23 protein-coding genes are annotated in these 21,775 nt (G+C 53.3%); 11 read left to right on the plus strand and 12 right to left on the minus strand.

Annotated features, from left to right (window positions below):
- Window positions 1–61: 61 nt before the first annotated feature.
- The 8 genes from nrdR (at window position 62) to pgpA (ending at window position 6,193) form a co-directional block, all read left to right on the plus strand.
- Window positions 62–511: a transcriptional regulator NrdR gene (nrdR, locus tag PGW97_RS03660; RefSeq protein ID WP_047883937.1), complete on the plus strand. Its 450-nt coding sequence runs from the start codon at window positions 62–64 to the stop codon at window positions 509–511.
- Window positions 512–565: 54 nt separating this feature from the next.
- Complete coding sequence (ribD, locus tag PGW97_RS03665; protein ID WP_273858769.1) at window positions 566–1,711, plus strand: bifunctional diaminohydroxyphosphoribosylaminopyrimidine deaminase/5-amino-6-(5-phosphoribosylamino)uracil reductase RibD; 1,146 nt, start codon at window positions 566–568, stop codon at window positions 1,709–1,711.
- Between the two features lie 15 nt (window positions 1,712–1,726).
- Window positions 1,727–2,383 (plus strand): riboflavin synthase, encoded by a 657-nt coding sequence (locus tag PGW97_RS03670; RefSeq protein WP_047883935.1) that lies wholly within the window; start codon window positions 1,727–1,729, stop codon window positions 2,381–2,383.
- A 47-nt stretch (window positions 2,384–2,430) separates the two neighbouring features.
- Entirely contained in the window at window positions 2,431–3,534 is a 1,104-nt protein-coding gene (gene ribBA, locus PGW97_RS03675) for a bifunctional 3,4-dihydroxy-2-butanone-4-phosphate synthase/GTP cyclohydrolase II (protein ID WP_273858771.1), read from the plus strand.
- A gap of 185 nt (window positions 3,535–3,719) precedes the next feature.
- Entirely contained in the window at window positions 3,720–4,190 is a 471-nt protein-coding gene (gene ribH / locus PGW97_RS03680; RefSeq protein WP_047878822.1) for a 6,7-dimethyl-8-ribityllumazine synthase, read from the plus strand.
- Complete coding sequence (gene nusB, locus PGW97_RS03685) at window positions 4,190–4,657, plus strand: transcription antitermination factor NusB (protein WP_047883933.1); 468 nt, start codon at window positions 4,190–4,192, stop codon at window positions 4,655–4,657. Before ribH ends, nusB begins: the two co-directional genes overlap by 1 nt.
- A 72-nt stretch (window positions 4,658–4,729) precedes the next feature.
- Window positions 4,730–5,704, plus strand: a complete 975-nt coding sequence (gene thiL, locus PGW97_RS03690; RefSeq protein ID WP_273858776.1) for a thiamine-phosphate kinase — start codon at window positions 4,730–4,732, stop codon at window positions 5,702–5,704.
- 3 nt (window positions 5,705–5,707) lie between these two features.
- Window positions 5,708–6,193: a phosphatidylglycerophosphatase A gene (pgpA, locus tag PGW97_RS03695; protein ID WP_047883931.1), complete on the plus strand. Its 486-nt coding sequence runs from the start codon at window positions 5,708–5,710 to the stop codon at window positions 6,191–6,193.
- 112 nt (window positions 6,194–6,305) lie between these two features.
- Here the strand turns inward: pgpA and dxs are convergent, their stop codons facing one another.
- From dxs to xseB, 3 genes are read right to left on the minus strand one after another with little or no spacing between them, the layout of a single operon-like run.
- Window positions 6,306–8,168 carry a 1-deoxy-D-xylulose-5-phosphate synthase gene (dxs, locus tag PGW97_RS03700; protein ID WP_273858778.1) on the minus strand — a complete coding sequence of 621 codons (1,863 nt, stop codon included), beginning with the start codon at window positions 8,166–8,168 and terminating at the stop codon, window positions 6,306–6,308.
- Between the two features lie 16 nt (window positions 8,169–8,184).
- Window positions 8,185–9,087 (minus strand): (2E,6E)-farnesyl diphosphate synthase, encoded by a 903-nt coding sequence (gene ispA / locus PGW97_RS03705; protein WP_443147106.1) that lies wholly within the window; start codon window positions 9,085–9,087, stop codon window positions 8,185–8,187.
- Window positions 9,080–9,322, minus strand: a complete 243-nt coding sequence (gene xseB / locus PGW97_RS03710; protein ID WP_207103306.1) for an exodeoxyribonuclease VII small subunit — start codon at window positions 9,320–9,322, stop codon at window positions 9,080–9,082. The genes ispA and xseB overlap by 8 nt, the downstream gene beginning before the upstream one ends.
- A gap of 288 nt (window positions 9,323–9,610) precedes the next feature.
- Here xseB and pomA point away from each other — a divergent pair, with 288 nt between their 5' ends.
- The 3 genes from pomA to thiI all read left to right on the plus strand — a co-directional run bounded on the left by pomA (window position 9,611) and on the right by thiI (window position 13,062).
- A complete protein-coding gene (pomA, locus tag PGW97_RS03715) occupies window positions 9,611–10,372 on the plus strand; it encodes a flagellar motor protein PomA (protein ID WP_047883927.1) in 762 nt (253 codons plus the stop codon).
- Window positions 10,373–10,428: 56 nt separating this feature from the next.
- A complete protein-coding gene (locus tag PGW97_RS03720; RefSeq protein WP_047883926.1) occupies window positions 10,429–11,325 on the plus strand; it encodes a flagellar motor protein MotB in 897 nt (298 codons plus the stop codon).
- A gap of 288 nt (window positions 11,326–11,613) precedes the next feature.
- Window positions 11,614–13,062 (plus strand): tRNA uracil 4-sulfurtransferase ThiI, encoded by a 1,449-nt coding sequence (gene thiI / locus PGW97_RS03725; RefSeq protein ID WP_273858784.1) that lies wholly within the window; start codon window positions 11,614–11,616, stop codon window positions 13,060–13,062.
- 286 nt (window positions 13,063–13,348) lie between these two features.
- Here thiI and PGW97_RS03730 read toward each other — a convergent pair whose 3' ends face one another.
- From PGW97_RS03730 to PGW97_RS03770, 9 genes are all read right to left on the minus strand, one after another.
- Entirely contained in the window at window positions 13,349–13,987 is a 639-nt protein-coding gene (locus PGW97_RS03730; protein WP_273858787.1) for a DJ-1 family glyoxalase III, read from the minus strand.
- A complete protein-coding gene (gene panE / locus PGW97_RS03735; RefSeq protein WP_273858789.1) occupies window positions 13,977–14,918 on the minus strand; it encodes a 2-dehydropantoate 2-reductase in 942 nt (313 codons plus the stop codon). Before panE ends, PGW97_RS03730 begins: the two co-directional genes overlap by 11 nt.
- Window positions 14,919–15,061: 143 nt before the next feature.
- Entirely contained in the window at window positions 15,062–15,886 is an 825-nt protein-coding gene (locus PGW97_RS03740; RefSeq protein ID WP_047883922.1) for a nucleoside-specific channel-forming Tsx family protein, read from the minus strand.
- 453 nt (window positions 15,887–16,339) lie between these two features.
- A complete protein-coding gene (locus PGW97_RS03745; RefSeq protein WP_273858791.1) occupies window positions 16,340–17,170 on the minus strand; it encodes a nucleoside-specific channel-forming Tsx family protein in 831 nt (276 codons plus the stop codon).
- 354 nt (window positions 17,171–17,524) lie between these two features.
- Window positions 17,525–18,898, minus strand: coding sequence for an AmpG family muropeptide MFS transporter (locus PGW97_RS03750; protein WP_273858792.1), 1,374 nt, complete (start codon window positions 18,896–18,898; stop codon window positions 17,525–17,527).
- 127 nt (window positions 18,899–19,025) lie between these two features.
- Window positions 19,026–19,388, minus strand: coding sequence for a hypothetical protein (locus tag PGW97_RS03755; protein ID WP_047883919.1), 363 nt, complete (start codon window positions 19,386–19,388; stop codon window positions 19,026–19,028).
- Window positions 19,389–19,435: 47 nt separating this feature from the next.
- Window positions 19,436–19,990 (minus strand): peptidylprolyl isomerase, encoded by a 555-nt coding sequence (locus PGW97_RS03760; protein ID WP_273858794.1) that lies wholly within the window; start codon window positions 19,988–19,990, stop codon window positions 19,436–19,438.
- Window positions 19,990–20,559 carry a YajG family lipoprotein gene (locus PGW97_RS03765; RefSeq protein ID WP_047883917.1) on the minus strand — a complete coding sequence of 190 codons (570 nt, stop codon included), beginning with the start codon at window positions 20,557–20,559 and terminating at the stop codon, window positions 19,990–19,992. Before PGW97_RS03765 ends, PGW97_RS03760 begins: the two co-directional genes overlap by 1 nt.
- A 73-nt stretch (window positions 20,560–20,632) precedes the next feature.
- Window positions 20,633–21,763 carry a methyltransferase gene (locus PGW97_RS03770; protein WP_273858796.1) on the minus strand — a complete coding sequence of 377 codons (1,131 nt, stop codon included), beginning with the start codon at window positions 21,761–21,763 and terminating at the stop codon, window positions 20,633–20,635.
- Window positions 21,764–21,775 lie beyond the last annotated feature (12 nt).

Genomic DNA, 21,775 nt, shown 5'->3' on the forward strand with positions numbered 1-21,775 from the left:
GAGTACTCTCTACATAGCGCTGAAATGGGGTACACTGAGATACCGAAAATAAGGAGGCAAGATGCATTGTCCTTTTTGTGGTGCGAATGACACCAAAGTGATCGATTCTCGCCTGGTGGCAGATGGTCACCAGGTACGCCGTCGCCGTCAGTGCCTGGCGTGCAACGAGCGTTATACGACATTCGAAACAGCCGAGCTGGTGATGCCTCGGGTGATCAAAACCAATGGCAGCCGCGACCCGTTTAACGAAGATAAGTTACGCGGTGGAATTCAGCGTGCGCTGGAAAAGCGCCCGGTCAGCACCGACGATATCGAGCGGGCGATCAACACCATCAAGTCACGGTTGCGGGCTACCGGCGAGCGTGAAGTGCCGTCAGAAATGATCGGTAATCTGGTGATGGAATCGCTCAAAGAGCTGGATAAAGTCGCTTATATTCGCTTTGCCTCTGTTTACCGCAGTTTCGAAGATATTCGTGAGTTTGGTGAAGAGATCGCCAAACTGGAAAAGTAAGTCCTCCAGCCGGGCCGTAACGGGTCCGGCCAGTCTGAGAAGAATCGTAGTCAAATGTTCTCACCTAATGACCATGCCATGATGCATCGTGCCATCACTCTGGCACAACGCGGTCAGTACACGACAGCTCCAAACCCCAATGTGGGGTGTGTAATTGCTCACGGCGAAGAAATTGTCGGCGAGGGATTCCACTACCGTGCCGGTCAACCCCATGCTGAAGTCTTTGCCCTGCGTGCGGCCGGTGAGCGAGCAAAAGGCGCGACCGCCTACGTAACGCTGGAACCCTGTTCCCATTACGGCCGTACTCCGCCGTGTGCTGAAGCGTTGGTGAACGCAGGGGTCAGCCGGGTGGTATGCGCCATGGTGGATCCGAACCCCAAAGTTGCCGGTCGCGGTATCAAGATGTTGCAGGAGGCGGGCATTGACGTTGCGGTTGGGCTGCTGGCGCAAGATGCTGAGGCGCTGAATCCCGGGTTCATCAAGCGAATGAAAACCGGCCGCCCGTTTGTCCAACTGAAACTGGCAGCCAGCCTGGATGGTCGTACTGCGCTGGCAAATGGTGAAAGCAAGTGGATTACCGGTCCGGCCGCAAGAGCCGATGTGCAGCGTTATCGCGCTAAAGCCGGTGCAATTCTCTCAACCAGTGCGACTGTGCTGGCAGACAATCCTTCCCTGAACGTGCGCTGGGCCTCACTGAACCCCAGTGTGCAGCAGCAGTACCCTGAACACGAACTCCGTCAGCCGAAACGCGTCATTATCGACAGCCGCAACCGGGTAACACCGTTGCATCAGCTGATTGGGTTGCCGGGCGAAACGCTGCTGATTAGGACTCAGGCGGACACCCAGACATGGCCAGAGTCTGTGCAGCAGGTGCTGGTGCCGGCCACAGCGGTACAAGCTTCAATAGCACACCCTTTGGGACAGATTGATCTGAGCGCACTGATGGACACACTGGCTGGTCATGATATTAACCATATCTGGGTGGAAGCCGGTGCCGGATTGGCCGGTGCGCTGCTCGCTGCCGGGCTGGTCGATGAACTGATTTTGTACCAGGCACCTAAACTGATGGGAAGTGACAGTCGCGGGCTGGTGGATCTCCGCGGTCTGACGGCGATGGCTCAGGTGCCGGAGCTGATCATCAGCGATGTTCGCATGGTTGGCCCGGATATCCGTATCACGGCACGTCCCACACACAATTAATCAAAAAGGTTTTTCATGTTTACTGGCATTATCGAAGCGGTCGGTACCCTTACCGCGCTGACACCGAAAGGCAAAGACATTTCTGTAACCGTGGAGTCCGGCAAGCTCGATCTATCCGATGTAAAATTGGGGGACAGTATTGCCACGAATGGCGTGTGCCTGACCGTGGTTGCCCTAACCGGGTCCGGTTATGTAGCCGATCTGTCACTGGAGACCCTGCAACGGACAGCGTTTGCTTCCTACAAGCCGGGCCAGAAAGTGAATTTGGAAAAAGCCATGTTGCCGACCACCCGTTTCGGGGGGCATATGGTCTCGGGCCATGTCGACCATGTGGCGGAGATTGTCGAGCGGACACAAACCGGTCGTGCCATTGAGTTCTGGGTGAAGGTGCCGTCGCATCTGGCGAAATACATCGCTGAGAAAGGCTCGGTGGCCGTCGACGGAATCAGCCTGACCGTTAACGCCGTGCGTGGCGACGAATTCAAACTGACCATCGTGCCGCATACTGCGCTTGAAACCACGATGGAAAGCTTCAAGCCGGGTCGCAAAGTGAATCTGGAAGTGGATGTGATTGCCCGATACCTGGAGCGCCTGATGCTGGGAGAGAAAGCCGCAGCTCAGTCGTCACAGGTTTCGATGGATCTACTGGCACGTAGCGGATTTCTGAGATAACCGCCAAGGCGGTTCAGCAAGCAGACACAACAACAAAAGGTAGCGTTATGGCATTGAGCAGTGCAAAGGAAATCATTGAGGATATCCGTCAGGGCAAAATGGTCATTCTGATGGATGATGAAGATCGGGAAAACGAAGGCGATCTGATCATTGCCGCCGAAAAAATCACCCCTGAGGCCGTTAACTTTATGGCGCGCCACGGACGTGGCCTGATTTGCCTGACGCTGACTAAGCAGCGCTGTCAGCAGCTCAAACTGCCGCTGATGGTGCAGGACAATACTGAGCAGTTCAGCACGAACTTCACCGTTTCCATTGAAGCGGCGGAAGGGGTGACAACCGGTATCTCTGCCGCAGACCGTGCTCGCACAGTGCAGGCCGCGGTGGCCCAGCATGCAACCCCAGCTGACATCGTGATGCCGGGCCATATCTTCCCGCTGATGGCGCAGGAAGGCGGAGTGCTGGCGCGCGCTGGCCACACCGAAGCCGGTTGTGATATCGCTCGTCTGGCGGGGCTGGAGCCGGCCAGTGTGATTGTTGAAATCCTCAATGAAGACGGCACCATGGCGCGCCGTCCGGACCTGGAAGTGTTCGCCGAGCAGCATGGTCTGAAACTGGGGACCATTGCTGATCTGATTGAGTACCGCAACAATAACGAAACCACTATTGAGCGTATCGCGCAGTGTATTCTGCCAACAGAGTTCGGTGAGTTTGAGATGATCACTTACCGCGACACCATCGACAGCCAGGTCCATTTTGCGCTGCAGAAAGGGCCGGTTTCTGCTGATACGCCAGCGCTGGTACGTGTGCATTTGCAGGACACTTTCAAAGATATCCTGCACTCCGGTGCCAGCCAGTGGACACTGCCGTGTGCAATGAAACGTATCGCCGATGAAGGCGGGGTGCTGGTGGTTCTGAGCAAAGTGGAAAATCCGGAATCACTGATTACCAAGGTGCAGCATATGGCGGCGCAACGTGAGGGCAACCCGCAGGTGAAGCTCAACCCGAAAGACCAGTCTCGTCAGGTCGGTGTCGGCTCACAGATTCTGTCTGACCTGGGGGTCTCCAAGATGCGCCTGCTGTCATCCAGTACCCAGCGTTACCACTCACTGTCCGGATTCGGTCTGGAAGTGGTCGAATATATTTGCGAATAACCACATCGCTGTTCGTATTTTATCAGCGGGCCCTGGCCCGCTGACTTATCATTTAATAGCTGGAACAGAAAGTGCGGCGTTCTCGCTTTATACGCATGAAAGATGCCAATTGGTATAACGCATAAAGTGTGATAGACTCCCGCGGTTTCTCATACCGGAAAAAAGACATAGTCACAGGAAGGCCCATGAAGGTAATCGAAGGCGCCATCGCGGCACCAAACGCAAAAGTTGCTATCGTAATTTCTCGCTTCAACAGCTTCATTAATGAAAGCTTGCTGGAAGGCGCTCTGGATGCGCTGAAACGTCAGGGTCAGGTAAGTGATGACAACATTACTGTTGTACGTTGCCCTGGTGCTTACGAGCTGCCTTTGGTTGCTCAGCAAGTAGCTAAAAGCGATCGTTATGACGCTATTGTTGCGCTTGGCTCTGTGATCCGTGGCGGTACGCCACACTTTGATTATGTTGCCGGTGAGTGTAACAAAGGTCTGGCACAGGTTGCTCTGGAGTACAACACTCCGGTGGCATTTGGTGTACTGACTGTTGATACCATCGAACAAGCCATTGAGCGTGCCGGTACCAAGGCTGGTAATAAAGGGGCAGAGGCTGCACTAAGCGCGCTTGAAATGGTTAATGTCCTGTCCCAAATTGAATCCTAATGGGGGTTAGTGTGAAACCAGCCGCACGTCGTAATGCACGTCAGTTTGCAGTGCAAGCTATTTACTCTTGGCAAATCACCAAAGGCAATGTTGCTGATATCGAGCAGCATTTCCTGTCTGGCGACAACTTTGAAGAAGAAGAGCATCAGGCTGATGCCCCTGTTCTGGCTGCACCGCAGACAGACGTTGCCTACTTCCGTGATCTGCTGACGGGTGTTGTTCTGAACCACCAGGAACTGGACAGCAAAATGCGTCCATACCTGTCACGTCCGCTACAGGACCTGGATCAGATGGAACTTGCTCTGCTTCGTCTGGCTATGTACGAGATGATGAAGCGTGATGACGTACCATACAAAGTAGTGATTAACGAAGCGATCGAACTGGCGAAAGCCTTCGGCGCGGAAGACAGCCACAAGTTTGTGAATGGTGTGCTGGATAAAGCGGCACCGACACTTCGTAAGAAGTAAGCGCGAATACTTACAAGGCCAGCACTGCTGGCCTTTTTTCTATCTAGACTGAGAACCCTTCCATAAAAGCACATGGCAACAAACGAATTTGATCTGATTGCCCGCTATTTCTCCCAGCAGGCGGTCTCCCGGAAAGATGTTCCTTTAGCAATCGGCGATGACTGCGCCTTGCTCGAAGTGCCGTCTGGCAGTCAACTGGCGGTCAGCACCGACTCACTGGTCTGCGGTACCCACTTCCTGCCAGATGCCGATCCTGCGCTTGTTGCGCACAAGGCACTGGCATCTAATCTTAGTGATCTCGCAGCGATGGGGGCGACCCCTGCTTGGGTATCACTGGCGCTGACGATGCCGGAACCTGATGAAACCTGGCTGGCCCGGTTCTGTGAGGGCTTCTTTGCCCTGGCGGAGTACTATCAGGTGCAGCTGGTGGGGGGCGATACCACCAAAGGGCCGTTGAGTATTACTTTGACGGTGCATGGTTTTGTCCCTCAGGGACAGGCGCTGACCCGCAGCGGGGCAAAAGTCGGGGACTGGGTGTATGTGACCGGCAACCTGGGTGATAGCGCCGCCGGGTTGGCGTTGCTGCTCAACCAGCAACACACTGACGATGCCCAGTTGGCGGCAACGCTGCTATCGCGCCATTATGAGCCGCAACCCCGGATTCTGGCCGGGCAAGCACTGCGTGATATAGCCTCGGCAGCTCTGGATATTTCAGATGGCCTGATTTCAGATCTGGGACATATCCTGAAGCGGTCCGGGGTCGGAGCTGAGCTGGATGTGGATGCTCTGCCGCTGTCACCTGAGCTGTGCCAGTTTATGCCTGACCGAGATAAGGCGCTGCAACTTGCGCTGACCAGCGGGGAGGAGTACGAACTCTGCTTTACCGTACCGGCACAAAATCGTGGCGCGGTTGATACGACGATGGCCCACACCGGTGTAAAGGCAACCTGTATCGGCCAGATTCGGGCGGGTAGTGCAGTCAGCCTGGTGCGCGATGGCCAGCCGTTGGACTGGCAATTGCATGGTTATGATCATTTTGCGGAGTAAGCTGTGACGGATCCGAAAGCAAACATTAATCTGAAAAACCCGTGGCATCTGCTAGCGACCGGATTCGGTAGCGGGTTGTCACCGGTCGTACCGGGCACCATGGGAACTCTTGCGGCTGTGCCGTTTTACTTGTTGCTGGCGCAGCTACCGTATGGCATCTACCTGCTGTTGACGCTGGTCGCGGCGGTGGTGGGCATCCGGATTTGTCAGCGCACTTCTGATGACATGGGAGTGCACGACCACGGCAGTATTGTCTGGGACGAGTTTGTCGGGTTCTGGATCACCATGGCCATTGCGCCGGTCGTGAGCTGGCAATGGGTATTGACCGGTTTTATCCTGTTCCGCTTTTTCGATATGGTGAAGCCGTGGCCAATCAGCTGGCTGGACAAACATGTTCATGGCGGGCTGGGGATCATGGTGGATGATATTCTGGCAGGTTTCATGGCCATGATCGCCCTATGGGGAACAGGCCACTGGCTGGGCTGGTAGCTACGTGGGCAGTTAGTCACGATCTCAGTACGGGATAAAAAGCCAAACTTAAAACCGTCAGAAATAAAAAACCGCGCATTGCGCGGTTTTTTTAATTGGACTTGCCTGAGGCTTAATCGGCCATGTAAGCGCGGATTTGCTTCTCAATGCCTGGGCCATCAATGTCCAGGGCGGCATGCAGTTCGGCCTGTGTGCCTTGCTCAATAAAGCGATCCGGCAAGCCCAGGTTCAGAACCGGCTTGAGGACTTTCTGCTTCATCAGGAATTCGTTGACCCCGCTGCCTGCACCACCGGCGATGGCATTTTCCTCGACGGTGACCAGTACATCATGGTTAGCCGCCAGTTCAAGGATCAGGGTTTCATCCAGCGGTTTTACAAAGCGCATGTCGGCCACGGTGGCATTGAGGTTTTCTGCCGCTTCCAGCGCGTAGCACAGGGTGGTGCCAAAGTTCAGGATGGCAACCTTTTCCCCTTCACGGCGAATGATCCCTTTGCCGATAGGCAGTGCCGTCATCTCGCGTTCCGGTGTGACGCCTGTCCCGCTGCCGCGCGGATAACGTACGGCACTTGGCCCCTGATGTTGGTGGCCGGTGTACAGCATCTGGCGACATTCGTTTTCATCGCTCGGTGCCATGATCACCATGTTCGGAATGCAGCGCATAAAGCTCAGATCGAACGCGCCCTGATGGGTCTGACCATCCGCTCCCACCAGACCACCACGGTCGATAGCAAACATGACCGGCAGGTCCATGATCGCCACGTCGTGAATCAGTTGGTCATAGCCACGCTGCAGGAAAGTCGAGTAGATCGCCACAACCGGTTTATAACCGCCGATGGCCAGACCGGTTGCCAGTGTCACCGCATGTTGCTCGGCAATGGCGACATCAAAGTACTGGTCCGGAAACTCTTTCGAAAACCGTACCATGCCGGAGCCTTCACGCATGGCCGGGGTAATGGCCATCAGCTTTTCATCCAGCTCAGCCATGTCGCACAACCAGTCGCCAAACACGTTGGAGAAGGTCGGCAGGCTTTTCGCTTTTGGAATTGGCGTCTGCGTCAGGTCAAACTTCGGTACGGCATGATAGTTAATCGGATCGGCTTCGGCCGGTGCATAACCACGGCCTTTTTTGGTCATGATGTGCAGGAACTGCGGTCCTTTCAGGTTACGCATGTTCCGCAGGGTCTTGACCAGTTCTTCGACGTCATGGCCGTCAATCGGGCCAATATAGTTAAAGCCCAGCTCTTCGAACATGGTACCCGGAACCACCATGCCTTTCAGGTGTTCTTCGGCACGCTTGACCATCTCTTTGAGCGGTGGCGCACCGGACAGCACTTTCTTTCCGCCTTCGCGGATGGTGGTGTAGAGGTTACCTGACAGCAGGCGAGCCAGATGGTTGTTCAGGGCACCTACGTTTTCTGAAATCGACATTTCGTTGTCGTTCAGAATCACCAGCATATCCGGGTGAATATCCCCGGCGTGGTTCATCGCTTCGAATGCCATCCCGGCGGTAATTGCACCGTCGCCGATAACACTCACGACTTTACGTCCCTGACCTTCTTTGGCAGCGGCAATCGCCATTCCCAGACCGGCACTGATCGACGTTGAAGAGTGGCCGACGGACAGTACGTCATACTCACTTTCTTCGCGCCACGGGAACGGATGCAGGCCGCCTTTCTGGCGGATGGTCGGCATCTGATCTCGGCGACCGGTCAGAATCTTGTGCGGGTAGGCTTGGTGGCCGACATCCCAGATCAGGTGATCAAACGGGGTGTTGTACACATAGTGCAGAGCCACGGTCAGTTCGACCGCACCCAGCCCTGAGGCAAAATGGCCACTGCTGCGACTGACAGAATTCAGCAGGTATGTACGCAGCTCATCGCAGACGGCGGGCAGGCTTTCTGCCGGCAGCAGGCGAAGTTCATCTGGGGTATTGGCCAGAGCCAGATGAGGGTATTTTGAAATATCCAGTGTCATATCATTCGCGCTTATTTTAGTTATTGCGCTCGATGACGTATCGGGCAAAAACTTCTAGTTGGTCTGTATTGTAGGGTATCGCGTCCAGCGCGTGTAGCGCCTGTTCATACAGCTGATGCGCTTTTGCCTTGGCGCCATTCAACCCGAGAAGAGCAGGATAGGTACTTTTGTCTAGCTCGATATCAGAGCCCTGCGGCTTGCCGAGGGTGGCGGTATCGCTAATGACGTCAAGAATATCGTCTTGCACTTGAAAGGCCAACCCAATTGCGTCGGCATACTGGTTCAGCTGGGGGAGTACGGCACGCCCTTTTTCACCGGCTGCCAGCGCGCCCATGCGGATCGCACAGCGGATCAGGGCTCCGGTTTTATGGCGGTGGATGGTTTCCAGTTGTTCAAGGCCGACATGCTTGCCTTCGGCTTCCAGATCCAGCGCCTGACCCAGACACATGCCTTGTGAGCCAGAGGCTTTCGCCAGCTCCTGAATCATTGCGACACGGTTCGTTTCCCCATCGGCGCTGAGCGGGCCGGAGGACAGAATGTCGAACGCCAGAGTCTGCAGGGCATCACCGGCCAAAATGGCGGTCGCCTCATCGAAAGCGATATGGCAGGTCGGCTGGCCGCGACGCAGGTTATCGTCATCCATGGCCGGTAAATCGTCGTGGATCAACGAATAGGCATGAATGCATTCAACTGCTGCGGCTGGGGTATCAAGGTCCGCCGTCTGGGCACCCAGCATTTCACCGGTGACATACGTCAGGAACGGGCGAGCACGTTTGCCACCCAGCAGGGTGCCGTGCTTCATAGCCTTGATCAGAGAGTGTTCAGCATAAGGTTGTGCGTCAATCCATTGGCCGAGCTGCTGAATATTTCGCTCTTGGTAAAACTGCAGGGATTGCGCCAGTGAAAGCTTGTTATTCATGGCTTGCATCAAAGTTGGTCAGGGGAGCCTGGTCATCGGCTTGCAGCAGAATTTCTACGCGTTGTTCTGCCTGAGTCAGCTTCTGCTGGCTGGTACGGGCAAGCGCAATGCCGCGTTCAAATTTCTTCAGCGCATCTTCCAGCGCGATATCACCGGATTCGAGCTCCTGAACAATTGCGTCCAGTTCATCCAGTGCGGCTTCGAAAGCCATATTTTCTGGTTTTTTGGCTGCCATAATGGTGTCGTTTCTTTTTAAGTGCTCGAAAAATAACGTAGAGCTTTATCCGGGTCAAATTATCGCACAGTAAACTGTGTGACAGACAGTAATTTTCACCTTTTCCCAAGAAAAGCTAAATCAAAGTGCCATCATGCCGATATATACCCACAAACAGTGTGATATAGCGATGCCAAAAATCGTGAACGGCAGGCGTTCCGTCAGTCACCGAACTATGAAACCGAGCAGTGGCTGGCTACAATAGGCCACGTTAACTCGCGAGCAAATGAAAGAATTGGAGATTCTCAAGTGGATTTGGCGACCCTAATCGGATTAGTCGGCTCTTTTGCCTTTGTCATCATGGCGATGGTGCTCGGGGGCAGTTTCGGGATGTTTGTGGATACCCAGTCCATCCTGATCGTATTTTGTGGTTCGTTATTTGTTGCATTGATGCAGTACAGCATCGGGCAGTTCTTCGGTGCGGCTAAAATTGCCGCCAAAGCCTTTATGTTTAAAACCGACAACCCGGAAGATTTGATCGCGAAAATCGTCGAGATGGCGGATGCCGCGCGTAAGGGCGGTTTTCTGGCGCTGGAAGAGATGGACGTGGAAAACACTTTCCTGCGGAAAGGGATCGACTTGCTGGTTGACGGCCATGATGCCGACGTGGTGCGGGCAACGCTACAAAAAGACATTGCGCTGACCAATGAGCGCCATGAGCAGGGCATCAGCATTTTCAAGGCCCTGGGGGATGTTGCCCCGGCGATGGGGATGATCGGCACCCTGATTGGTCTGGTGGCGATGCTGTCAAACATGGATGACCCGAAAGCTATCGGTCCGGCCATGGCCGTAGCCTTGCTGACAACCCTGTACGGTGCCATTCTGGCCAACATGGTAATGCTACCGATTGCCGCCAAGCTTGCGCTGCGCAAAGATGAGGAAAAACTCAACCGCCGTCTGATCCTCGATGGGGTGCTGGCGATTCAGGATGGTCAGAACCCGCGGGTGATTGACGGTTACCTGAAAAACTACCTCAACGAGAAGAAGCGTTCCATTAATGCGGATGAGTAAGGGGAGCGAGCGTGGAAGAAGAACATAAGTGTCCCCCGCCTGGGTTGCCGCAGTGGATGGGAACCTTTGCTGACCTGATGTCGCTGCTGATGTGTTTTTTTGTACTGTTGTTGTCATTTTCTGAAATGGATGTACTGAAATTCAAGCAGATTGCCGGTTCCATGAAGTTTGCTTTCGGGGTACAGAACATGCTGGAAGTTAAAGACATCCCGAAAGGGACCAGTGTGATTGCCCAGGAGTTTCGTCCCGGTCGTCCGGAGCCCACGCCGATTGAAGTGATCATGCAGCAGACCATCGACATGACCCAACGTACCCTGGATTTTCATGAAGGGGAGTCGGATCGGGCCGGTGGCACTCAGCGTGAAGCCGGCAAGTTAACCGGTGGCCACAGTGCAGACGTTGCCGCAAAAGATGAGCAGAGTAGCGAAGATCCTTCATCGGAAGCGCAAGAGCAACTGATGGAGGTACTTCAGCAGGCGCTGGATCGGGAAATTGAGGAAGGCGCAATCGAAGTGGAAAACCTGGGGCAGCAGGTCGTGATCCGGATTAAGGAAAAAGGTGCGTTCCCTGAAGGTTCTGCTTTCCTGCAACCTAAATTCCGTCCGCTGGTTCGGCAAGTTGCGGATTTAGTGAAAGACATTCCCGGCGATGTGCGGGTGACCGGCCACACCGACAATGTAAAACTGGATTCTGAGCTGTATCGCTCGAATTGGGATCTGTCTGCCCAGCGCGCGGTGTCTGTGGCGCAAGAGATGGAAAAAGTGGAAGGCTTCGACCACAGGCGCCTGCGAGTTGTCGGCCTGGCTGATACTCAACCGCTGAACGGCAACCGCACGGAAGAAGAGCGTAAGGCCAACCGCCGGGTTGAAATTTCTATCATGCAGGGGAAACCGCATTTTACCGATGAAATTTCCTCGCAAGACGCAGCTGGCAAGGCGCAGGCACAGCCCTGACGGGTAACGATTTTCCTGTTGTTTGTACGACAGGAACGCCACGTCAACCACTCTCAGCCGCCCGGAATTGACCGGGCGGCTTTTTTTCTTGGTGCGTTTCACCGACAGCAGGAAAATGGCGGATTATCTACGCGGCCAGAAAATGTGCCTACACTATAGGTAATTGCATCAGGAGGTAATTGCACCTGGTTAAATACAACGTCCTGTTTTCAGCCACTGCCTGCATGCGGTATAATCCGCGCCTTTGATCCTTTTGGTTTTGTTTGGCCCAGTGTAGCGAAGCGTGTTATGAAATTTATTGTTAAACCCCATCCGGAGATTTTCGTAAAGAGTGAGTCTGTACGAAAACGCTTTACAAAGATCCTGGAATGTAACATTCGCATTATCCTTCAGCGTCTGTCCGACTCCATGGCGGTGTACAACCGTCGTAGTCACATTGAAGTATCCTCGAAGGATGACAGCTTGCGTGATCAGGTACTGGCCGTGCTGACCCAGACGCCGGGTATTCACCACGTACTGGAAGTCAAACAGACTGAGTTTACTGACCTGCACGATATTTACGAGCAGACACTGGAACACGTCCGTGACCAGTTGGAAGGCAAAACGTTCTGTGTCCGTGCGAAACGAATCGGTAAGCACGACTTTACCTCGATTGAGCTGGAGCGTTATGTCGGTGGCGGTCTGAACCAGGCGGTGGCGTCGGCTTCAGTGAAATTGAAAGATCCTGACATCACTGTGCGTGTGGAAGTGGATCACGACAAACTGAACCAGATTCTGGCGCGCCACAAAGGTCTGGGCGGTTTCCCGCTGGGAACGCAGGAAGATGTTCTGAGCCTGATTTCCGGTGGCTTTGACTCAGGCGTGTCCAGCTATCTGCACATTAAGCGCGGCAGTAAAGTGCACTACTGTTTCTTCAACCTGGGTGGTCCGGCGCACGAAATTGGTGTCAAGCAGGTCTCCCACTTCCTGTGGAAGAAATACGGCTCGTCTGCGAAAGTGCGGTTCATCGCTATTGATTTCGAACCGGTCGTTGCTGAAATCCTGGAAAACATTGCTGACGGCCAGATGGGCGTTGTGCTCAAGCGTATGTTCATGCGTGCGGCCGGTATGGTAGCTGAACGTTTCGGCATTCAGGCGCTGGTGACTGGTGAAGCGCTGGGTCAGGTATCCAGCCAGACCCTGACCAACCTGCGTCACATTGATGGCGTAACGGATACGCTGATTTTGCGACCGCTGATCAACTGGGACAAAGAAGACATCATCAATGTGGCGCGTGATATTGGCACCGAAGATTTCGCCAAGACGATGCCTGAATTCTGTGGTGTGATTTCTAAGAGTCCGACGGTAAAAGCGGTTAAAGAGAAGCTGGAAGCAGAAGAAGCCAAATTTGACTTCACTATTCTTGAGCGCGTGGTATCAGAGGCCCGAGTGATGGACATTCGTGATATCGAAAAAGAAAGCCAGGAAAAAGCGCCGGAAATCGAGTTGGTTGCTCAGATTGATGATGGTGCGATAGTACTGGATATCCGCAGCCCGGACGAAGAAGACGAAAACCCGCTGGAGCTGGATAACGTAGAGGTGAAACACCTGCCGTTCTACAAACTGGCTACGCAGTTCGGCGATCTGCCGCAAGATAAAACGTATCTGCTGTACTGTGACCGTGGTGTGATGAGCCGGCTTCAGGCGCTGTACCTGAAAGAAAATGGCTTCGAAAACGTCAAGGTTTACCGCCCGTAATCAGGCGATTCAAAGGCAAGGTGCTGAGAACGGTTCAGATTCAAATACCGCCCGCCCAGATCTTCAAAGTCTGGTGTTGTAACTACTGGTGTTGTAACTAAAAGGGCTGGAACTGAGAATCGCTGAACTGAACAGCATGACATAAAAAACGGGAGCCCAAGGGCTCCCGTTTTTTATTGGCTTGCCGTAAAGACTTTCTTCAACACTCTATCGCCAACACTTTTGCAATGGCAGACGCAATGGCAGAAGGGCAGAATGTCACAGGTTCATTACCGGACACAGAGACTCACGATGAGGTCGACTCGTTTTTCGGCATCACGTCATAATTCATGTGCGGCCACATGACCATCGGCTCGGCGACTTCAGCGGCTTTCCGTTTGCCGGCCAGCCGGGTAATGATCTCCAGTGCAAATTCCTGTGAGGTCCCCGGTCCCTGGCTGGTCAGTAGGTTATTGTTCACATCAAAAGTGACCCGTCTGGAGCGGCGGCGCGAGGCCGGGATGGTATCAATAAACGCCGGATGCGAGGTCATCAGGGCATCAGGATAGACCTGATGATGCTCAAGAAAGACAGCCGGCGTGGCACAAATGGCGGCGACCAGCTTGCCGTCATACTTGTGCTGTCGCACGAATTCCAGCAGCAACGGGCTGTCACGGAAATACTCGGCGCCACCAAGGCCGCCCGGCAGGACGACACAGTCAAACGGCTCATCGGCAATTTGGACCAGGGGGACGTCCGCGACCAGCTTGATACCGCGCGAGCCTTCCATCATCAGCGCGCCGTCTGAGTCAACGCTGGCGGTTGTCACATCAAATCCCGCCCGGATCAGAATATCGATGGCGTTGATGGCTTCCATTTCTTCGGTGCCGGGGGCGATACAGACAGCGACCCGGATCGGACGTGGCAGGGAGTGGTCATTGGTCATGGTCGTGTTGCTCCAATCGTTTTATGTGTTGCCACAGGCCAAGGTTGGTCGGTACGGCCAGTTGGTGCGCCTGTGCGCGTCGAACAAGATACCCGGTAATATAGTCGATTTCTGTCGGCCTGTGGTGGTGAATATCCCGGTTCATCGATGAGTAGTTGGCCGCGGTTGCCCGAATGACATTCTCGACCTGCTGGTGCAGGGTGTTGGCACTGGTCGGATACCCTTCGGCGTTCATTACCGCCGCCACTTCCTGGCAGATGCTGTTCAGTTCTCCGGAAAATTGTGGTGCCGCCAGTTCACCGTTACGACACTGATGCATTGCGGTCAGCGGATTGATCGCGCAATTGATCGCGAGCTTTTGCCAGAGGGGGAAAAAAATATCATCATGCCACTGACAGGGAGCCAGCGCATTATCCAGTACCGCGGCCAGCTCAGCATGGCATTTCCCGGCGTCATTGACCGCACCGATCCAGCTTTGCCCTCTGCCGGTATGCTGAAGAGGTGAATAGCCCTGTGATTGTTCCTGAAAATGGCCCGGTCGGAAAGCGGCCTGTGAGGTTGTTGCATAAAGCACCGGCTGCTGGGGGCGGTTTTCTTCTACCAAGCGGCGAAGTACAAGGCTGTGTGTGCCCATGCCGTTGTGCATAATAATCACTGGCGTGGTTGGGGAAAGATGCGGCAGTATGCTGTCCAGCGCTGCCTCGACCTGAAAAGCTTTGACGGTAATCAGCACCATGTCTGCCTGGCTGAGCGCGGTGGGATTGTTGGCATCTATTCGAATACGGCGGCTGCAGGCTGGCTCCAGCGCGGTGTAGTCAATATCGAGGAAAGGTTCAGAGCGGCGCGTCCAGAACTGAACTGAATGGTTCGGTTTAAGTTGGCATCCCCACAGTTGGCCAATGGCACCTGCGCCTACAAGGGTAATTTTCACCTGCTGTCCTTGCTATCGATGATCATCCCGGAAGGTGATCGGGTTGAAAGAAAGCAGGATCATAGCATGGTTCCAACATCGCTGGCGCCCATTCCATTAGGGCTTGCCGAGAGGTGAAGCCGCCGCCCGAAGGCGGCGGAACATCAGAACTTGTAGGTGACGGAGAAGTAGTGGCTGGGGCCGGTGGACTCGAGTGCATCGGAGTCATCAATCAGGTAAACGTCATAGAACAGTTTCAGACCATAGCCGACAGAATAACGGTCAGAGTGCCAGTACAAGCCATTAAACATGGTGCCGCCATGGTTGGCCTGATGATTGCCTTTGAACGTACTGTCTGCCCCAAACTGGTAGTCAATGTACCCTTGGTAGGCGACAAAGCTGCCGTTGGAAAAGGTATAGAAAGGCTTGAACCAGTTGGTCGAAAACTGATACCCGTTCCAGTCTTTAGCGTTGATATCGTAAAGGGCGTAAAGGTTCATCCCTACTTTGCCAAACCAAGGCACCTGCACATCTGAGCCTATCCCCCAGAAGGAGTTGTTCACGCCCTGAAAGCCGGTGCGATCGTAGCCGCCATCCCAGTTAAAAAGAGTTGCCAGATAGAGTTCCTGAACCGGGCCAAAAGAAAGGTCTTTTCCGGTCATGGCATCCAGCGACAGGCGGGGGCTGAATTTCATGAACATTTTGGGTCGGCCGTTTTTGTCGCTGCCGTCGTGTTCCGTGAGATTGAAAACGTCAATGTAGCCATACAGGTCAAAAATCCCTGAGCGCCCACCAAATTCCATCTCAAGATAGTCGTGCCCGCTGTGATCGCTGTCGTTGCGGGGATACTCCTCAAGCGCGTACATCAGGTTGAATTGAAACCACTTATAATCATTTTTATGGATATCATCAGAGTAGTCAGCAGCAAGGCTATGACCGCTGAACAATGCTGCTGATCCCAGTGCCAAATGAGTTAAATATTTATGCATGATGGTATCTCGCTAGCCTAAGTGCCATTGCTTATTCACTTTCACCACCACCTGAGATCGCTAAAAAGGTACAGATTATTGACCACTGCTTTTATGGTGAAAGGTTTGTGTGACGGGCAAACGGGTCTACGGCTTGTAATGCTGCACGACTGGTATTACTGCACTGCTTTTACCGCTGCATTGGGGGGAGCATGATTTGCCTCATCATATTAAGGCTAGGAGAATTTCTTAACTTTGGGAGACGAGTCTTAGGTAAAAGGTGATGTCGAGCAATGCGACAGGCAAGACTATCAAAAAAAAGTGAGAAAAATTAATCAATTGCATGTTCATGTCTCGGAAAAAATTCTTCTCTTAAGATTGAGATAATGAGGCAAAAGTGGGGATGTTTGTGGCCAAAAGACAAAAAAGCACCCGAAGGTGCTTTTTTTTGTTCATTCAATTCAGACGACAAGATTAGAACTTGTAAGTAACGCTGAAGTAGTGACCAGCGCCTGTCGACTTGAAGTTGTTTGAATCTTTAATGCCGTAAACATCTTTGTACAGCTTCAGGCCGTAACCTACCGCGTAACGGTCAGAATGCCAGTAGATACCGTTGAACATTGCGCCGCCGTTACTTGCGGTCGCGTACTCATCTTTCATACCAAATTGGTAATCGATGTAACCTTGGTAGGAAATGAAGCTGCCGTTGTCAAAGAAGTAGAATGGTTTGAACCAGTTGGTAGAAATCTGGTAGCCGTTCCAGTCTTTTTGGTTTGAGTCGTAAGTAGCGTACAGGTTCAGGCCAACTTTACCGAACCATGGCAGGTTCACATCAGAACCCAAACCGACTTTTTGTGAGTTTGTTGTTTTACCTGGAAGGCAAACTGTTCTGTCTTCGTTGCAGTTAGTTGCACCGCCACCGCCCCATTCCATCAGTGTTGCCAGGTACAGTTCCTGAACTGGGCCGAAAGACAGGTCTTTACCCGTTACTGCGTCCAGAGAAACACGCGGTGCAAACTTCATGAAGATTTTGTCCGCGCCTGCTTTGTCGCTGTCAGGGTCGCTGGTCAGGTTGAACACATCAACGTAACCGTACAGGTCGAAAATACCAGAGCGTCCGCCAAATTCCATTTCCAGGTAATCGTGGCTAGATTCACCTGGTAGCTCATCAACTGTATACATCAGGTTGAATTGAGCCCAGCTGTAATCGTTTTTGTGGATGTCGTCAGAATAATCTGCGGCGTTAACAACAGCTGGCAGGGCAGTTGCAGCCAGCACGCTCAGTGCTACTAGTGATTTACGCATGGGTGAACTCTCGCTAATTGTGTCTCTGAAATCCGGACTTTTTTGTTGTCCGTGTTTTGTTGGCGGTGATTCTATTGCTTTGCGTCACTGTTGTGAATGTAACGATTGCGCAATCCTTTGCTAGTTGTGATCTTGATCGGCTGTAATCGATTTCAAATTCGGTAAAGGGTGATCTTATGCCGGTTTTTAGTGTGAATTTCCGCTGATTTTCTGAACTAAGTGTGAATTGGCTCCTCTAAGCCGCTCCACTTAGAGGAGGAATTTGTGGAATAACAGAGGGAGTGAGAAAAGGAGGCCATACTGCTCAACAGAATACCTCCACAAAACGGTGCGACGAGACGCGAGCAGTGTTAGCTAGCTCTGCTCGGTGAGCGGATGGCTCAGTTTACCGACCCGTGAAATCAGCAGCAGTACCGGTAAGCCAATCAAAGCGGTGGTGAAGAAAAAGGTGTTGTATCCGAACATGTCCACATACATGCCGGAAAAACCGGCAATGAATTTCGGGAACAGCAGCATGATGGAACTAAACAGCGCATACTGAGTGGCTGAGAAAGCCACATTGGTCAGGCTCGACATGAAAGTGATAAATGCCGCGGTTGCGATACCGGCACTCAGGTTGTCGAGCGAGATAACCAGCGTCAGCATTGGCAGGCTGTTGCCAATGTAGGTGAACAACATAAATGCAAGGTTCGTCACCGCCGACAGAATCGCGCCGAGCGCCAGAATCCGCAGGGTCGAATAGCGACTGACCAGAATACCGCCGAGCCCGGCTCCGGCGAGCGTCATGATGACCCCGTAGATTTTAGACACAGAGGCAACTTCGGTTTTGGTAAAGCCCATATCCACATAAAACGCATTGGCCATGACACCCATGACCACATCAGAAATTCGGTAACAGCCAATCAAAACCAGTAGCAGCAGGGCTTGTTTGCCGTAACGGTCAAAAAAGTCTTTGAACGGCATTACAGCGGCGGTATAGAACCAGGCCAGTAAACGTGCCTGCCAGCGTGACAGCCCTCTCTCTAGCAACTTTTGGCGATGGGCACGCTCGGCATTATCAATCGCGGAACTGTCAATGTTTGGTTCATGGATACACAACGCGGTAATCAGGCCAATGAGCATTAGGCCGGCCATGATGAAATAGGCCGACTGCCAGCCCACCGGGTCATACTCGCTATTGGAGCCAAACCAGGCGGCCAGAGCCAGAGCACCAGCACCGGCCATGATCATCGCGAGACGGTATCCGGTCATGTAAGCGGCGGCCAGCGCCGCCTGCAGCCGTTCGGTGGCCATCTCGATGCGGTAGGCATCGATCACGATATCCTGTGAGGCCGACGAAAAGGCAACAATGACAGCAAAAATGGCTAGCTGCATCAGGTCAGCCTGTGGGTTGCTGACTGCCATCCCGAGCAAAGAGAGAATGATCATCAGCTGAGAAAAGATCATCCAGCCACGGCGGCGTCCCAACAGCGATGACAGAACGGGAATCGGGAAGCGGTCGATCAGGGGAGACCAGATCCATTTAAAGCCGTAGGCCAGCGCCACCCAGCTGAAAAAGCCGATATCGGTCCGGCTGACCTCAGCCTCGCGTAACCAGAAAGAGAGTGTACCAAAGACCAGCAGGAGCGGCAGGCCGGACGAGAATCCCAGCGCCAGCATGATGAGCACTTTGCGGTTAAGGTAGACGCGCCACCCCATATTATTGCTGTTGTCGATTGATTGCTCCATGTACCCCTCAGTTCTGTAAACACGTCGACGTCCGCTGATTATACGGTCAATTGGGGGAAGACTTCAGTTAATAGATGGTAAAAACAGGAGAGAAACGGGCATAAAAGCGGTGATGTAAGGCGGTAGACTAGGGGCGTATGCCCTGCATTTTGTCCTGACGCTCAGTCAGTCCGAGCAGGTATTGTGCTGCGCACGAGACTTTGAACTGCATGAAGTTATTTCCAAGTAATTCATGTTCTTCCAGTGATTCCAGCAGATGAACCAGATACCAGTAGGTAGACTCGTAGCCATCTTTGGGCGTGCCGGATGGGACTGACAGTTTCCACCAGTCATGCAGGTGTTCGGTGACGGTTTTTTTCATCGACTCGTAGCTCACCTCGCCACTGATGGTTCCCAGCGCGCACAGCGCAATGGCGGGAGCATAATCGTCGATATGCTGACTGATTTGTTCGGTCGGTAGCTCGGGACGGGAGGAGACAATCTTGAGCATGGCAGTCACCTGATCATAGGGCAATGATCAGGTGACATTGCCTATGTCTATTTATTAAGAATTTTTACAGCTGTAATAACTATAGGCTGCTGGGGCACATCTTTCATACCCTTGGAGCGAACGGTATGGGTAGGAATTTCAGCCATTTTTTCAATAACTGAGAACCCCTTCACAACTTTGCCAAATACCGCGTAACCGGGACGGTTACCACGGGCGTTCAGGAAGCGATTATCACTGTAATTAATGTAGAACTGGCGCGTTGCCGAGTCCGGTGCCTGGGTGCGGGCCATGGCAATGGTGGCGCGGTCATTACTCAGACCATTACCTGATTCGTTCTGAATCGGGGCGTAGGTCGGACGCATCGCCAGTTCTTTATCAAAGCCGCCGCCCTGTGCCATAAAACCGGGTATCACACGGTGAAAAACGGTGCCGACATAGCTGCCGTCTTCCACATAACGCAGAAAGTTCTGGCTGGTGACCGGGGCTTTTTCCTCGTTAAGCTCCACTACGAACTCACCCTGGCTGGTGCTGAACTGGACCTGGGTAGCCGCACTGACCGGTAACGCCAGTGCCAGCAGCAGGGCAAACAGACTGCGGGACATTACAGGTTCTCCTGCAGGTAAGTATTCAGCTCCGGATCCGCGTAGATGTCTTTCAGCACGGCGCCGATCAGGTTATTCATGGCTTCTTCCATTTTCTCCACCGATGCGCTCATCGCTCCGCTGCGTGCTGATTTGCCAGAGTAGCGCTTCACAAATTTGCCCTTCGGCGACTCAACAACCAGCTGTATTTGCAGCTTGCTGCTCAGGTCGTGGCTCATCATGCCGTCTTTTACGTTCACCATGGCTTCCAGAATATCCAGACGCAGCTTGCTCTGGCTCTGATTGTCAATGGTGTAACCTTGTGCACCGAACTGGCGGGTCAGGGCATCTTGCATGACCAGACGCAGGTTTTGTTTGGCGTGCAGCGGCTGTACACTCTTCTCGCCATTGTCGACAACGGCCACAAATTGCGCCGGACGCAGATCGCGGCTGTCAACAGCCAGTGCTTTTCCTTTGACAACCGGTTGCGATGCCAGGACTGGCTCCGGGTTAATATTCAGCTGAGGTTCTGTTGGCGCTGAGCAAGCCGTGAGTGCCATGATAGAGGCCGCAAGAAGCAGTTTTTTCATTGTATTTTCCTTAATCTCTCGGGATGGCTGCCGTTTGCAGGCACCCGCAAAAAGTAAAGTGTAGAAATTATTGTTATTTGACTGACTGATAAATCACAAATTTATTATTTTGCGCCACGACACTGACGTTGCCGAACAGGCGCTTCAGTTTTTCACCGTAGCCCAGGTGGCGGTTACCAATCACGATCAGCGCCCCTTGGTTTCGCAGGGTATGACGGGCATCGTGGAACATCTGCCAGGCAATGTGATCGGTGATCGTATTCTGCTGGTGGAACGGTGGATTACACAGTACCAGATCGGCACTGTCAGCTGGAAAATCGTCCAGACAGTTATTTACTTTCGCGATCAGTTGCGCGGGATTATCCAGATTACGGTCTGCATTCTCCCGGCACGACGCCACTGCCATATAGCTTTCATCAATACAGGTGACCGTTGCCTGCGGATTCAGCTGAGCGGCCTTGATCCCAATTACGCCGTTTCCACAGCCAAGATCAATAATATCCTTGTAGACAGGGTTTGCCGGAATATGTTCTAGCAGCAGGCGTGCGCCGATATCGAGGCTGTCCCCAGAGAAAACATTGGCATGGTTGGTCAGGGTGAGGTTGTGCTCCGGCACGTCCCACATCAGGGGAGGCGGAAGCGGTGCCGCCTGACTCACATCGGACTGGCAAAAAATCAGACGAGCCTTTTTCACCGCCAGAGACGTTTTGGTCTCGCCCAGGTGTTTTTCAAACAGCTTCAGGGTCGAGGTGTGAATCTCTTTGGCTTTGGCTGCCGCGATCACGATGCAGTCAGCTGGCAGATGCTGGCACAGTTGCTGCAGCTGCCAGACCAGCAGGCGATTGCTTTTGGGTAGTTTGAGCAGAACCAACTGCGGGTTCGCCGGCAAGTCAGCCAAGCAGTCTGTAACGGTCACGGAGGGTAGCTGGTTGTCTGCCAGGTTAGCCTCGGTAGCCAGCTTGGCAATGTGGGAGTCTGTCATGGAGCAGACCGGGCCCTGTGCGGCAAACCAACAGGTCAGTGCGCCAAAGCTATCGTTCATGATCAGAACAGGGCGCGCCGGATCCAGCGTAATGTCGCTCTCCGTGATATGGTTGATGAGGTATTCATCTGCCGCATCCCATGCCTGCAGGGGTTCTTTATTCCTTACCGGGTAGCGCTGTAAGGTCAGCGTCCGTCCGTGTAGGGTCAGCTCTGGTTTCATTAATGATTACTT

Source organism: Photobacterium sp. GSS17 (assembly GCF_028621875.1).
Lineage (GTDB): Bacteria > Pseudomonadota > Gammaproteobacteria > Enterobacterales > Vibrionaceae > Photobacterium > Photobacterium ganghwense.

Excerpts from the sequence above, each read along its gene's own strand:
- nrdR (WP_047883937.1), top strand. The coding sequence starts at position 62 with ATGCATTGTCCTTTTTGTGGTGCGAATGACACCAAAGTGATCGATTCT.
- ribD (WP_273858769.1), top strand. The coding sequence starts at position 566 with ATGTTCTCACCTAATGACCATGCCATGATGCATCGTGCCATCACTCTG.
- PGW97_RS03670 (WP_047883935.1), top strand. The coding sequence starts at position 1,727 with ATGTTTACTGGCATTATCGAAGCGGTCGGTACCCTTACCGCGCTGACA.
- ribBA (WP_273858771.1), top strand. The coding sequence starts at position 2,431 with ATGGCATTGAGCAGTGCAAAGGAAATCATTGAGGATATCCGTCAGGGC.
- ribH (WP_047878822.1), top strand. The coding sequence starts at position 3,720 with ATGAAGGTAATCGAAGGCGCCATCGCGGCACCAAACGCAAAAGTTGCT.
- nusB (WP_047883933.1), top strand. The coding sequence starts at position 4,190 with ATGGGGGTTAGTGTGAAACCAGCCGCACGTCGTAATGCACGTCAGTTT.
- thiL (WP_273858776.1), top strand. The coding sequence starts at position 4,730 with ATGGCAACAAACGAATTTGATCTGATTGCCCGCTATTTCTCCCAGCAG.
- dxs (WP_273858778.1), bottom strand. The coding sequence starts at position 8,168 with ATGACACTGGATATTTCAAAATACCCTCATCTGGCTCTGGCCAATACC.
- ispA (WP_443147106.1), bottom strand. The coding sequence starts at position 9,087 with ATGAATAACAAGCTTTCACTGGCGCAATCCCTGCAGTTTTACCAAGAG.
- xseB (WP_207103306.1), bottom strand. The coding sequence starts at position 9,322 with ATGGCAGCCAAAAAACCAGAAAATATGGCTTTCGAAGCCGCACTGGAT.
- PGW97_RS03720 (WP_047883926.1), top strand. The coding sequence starts at position 10,429 with ATGGGAACCTTTGCTGACCTGATGTCGCTGCTGATGTGTTTTTTTGTA.
- thiI (WP_273858784.1), top strand. The coding sequence starts at position 11,614 with ATGAAATTTATTGTTAAACCCCATCCGGAGATTTTCGTAAAGAGTGAG.
- PGW97_RS03730 (WP_273858787.1), bottom strand. The coding sequence starts at position 13,987 with ATGACCAATGACCACTCCCTGCCACGTCCGATCCGGGTCGCTGTCTGT.
- PGW97_RS03740 (WP_047883922.1), bottom strand. The coding sequence starts at position 15,886 with ATGCATAAATATTTAACTCATTTGGCACTGGGATCAGCAGCATTGTTC.
- PGW97_RS03745 (WP_273858791.1), bottom strand. The coding sequence starts at position 17,170 with ATGCGTAAATCACTAGTAGCACTGAGCGTGCTGGCTGCAACTGCCCTG.
- PGW97_RS03750 (WP_273858792.1), bottom strand. The coding sequence starts at position 18,898 with ATGGAGCAATCAATCGACAACAGCAATAATATGGGGTGGCGCGTCTAC.
- PGW97_RS03755 (WP_047883919.1), bottom strand. The coding sequence starts at position 19,388 with ATGCTCAAGATTGTCTCCTCCCGTCCCGAGCTACCGACCGAACAAATC.
- PGW97_RS03760 (WP_273858794.1), bottom strand. The coding sequence starts at position 19,990 with ATGTCCCGCAGTCTGTTTGCCCTGCTGCTGGCACTGGCGTTACCGGTC.
- PGW97_RS03765 (WP_047883917.1), bottom strand. The coding sequence starts at position 20,559 with ATGAAAAAACTGCTTCTTGCGGCCTCTATCATGGCACTCACGGCTTGC.
- PGW97_RS03770 (WP_273858796.1), bottom strand. The coding sequence starts at position 21,763 with ATGAAACCAGAGCTGACCCTACACGGACGGACGCTGACCTTACAGCGC.